The sequence below is a fragment of the Planococcus sp. RAB007_Raresut genome (assembly GCF_057369535.1).
This window is the reverse complement of record NZ_JBXYIF010000028.1, coordinates 1-500: the sequence shown is the minus strand read 5'-3', so window position 1 is coordinate 500 and position 500 is coordinate 1. Positions and strand designations below refer to the sequence as shown.

The 500-nt window shown below is 58.0% G+C and carries 1 protein-coding gene; it reads left to right on the top strand.

The features are described from left to right. A partial coding sequence (locus AC2Q9J_RS17580; protein ID WP_499041956.1) for a glucosaminidase domain-containing protein occupies positions 1-500 on the top strand: 500 nt, incomplete at both ends.

Genomic DNA, 500 nt, shown 5'->3' with positions numbered 1-500 from the left:
AGCGCTCTCTCCGGCTCTGTGGGCGGCGCGTATTGTGCGCCGGACGGCGAAATGAACGAAGCCCTTTGGAACGAACAACTCGATTCTGCCGGCGTTTTCAGCGGGATGGGCGATGTGTTCCGGAAAGTGGCCGAAGAACGGGGCATTGATCCGGTCTTGATGGCTGCCATCGCGCTGCACGAAACCGCGCGCGGCACGTCGTCCGCGGTCGTGAACAAGAACAACCCCGGCGGCTTGATGGGGGCTGATGGATTGATGGTCTTCGATTCGCTTGAAGCAGGCATTGCCTCGATGGGCCTGACCCTTCACAACCGGATCATCCAGGACGGACTGGTGACCATTGCCGATCTGGGTTCCGTCTATGCACCGATAGGAGCTGGTAACGATCCGACGAACCTGAACGCTCACTGGGTTCCGAATGTGACCAAAGTTGTTAGCTCGTTAGGTGGATTAACGATGAACTGCACCACCTCAACCGGCGAATTTGCCAAACCGATTCC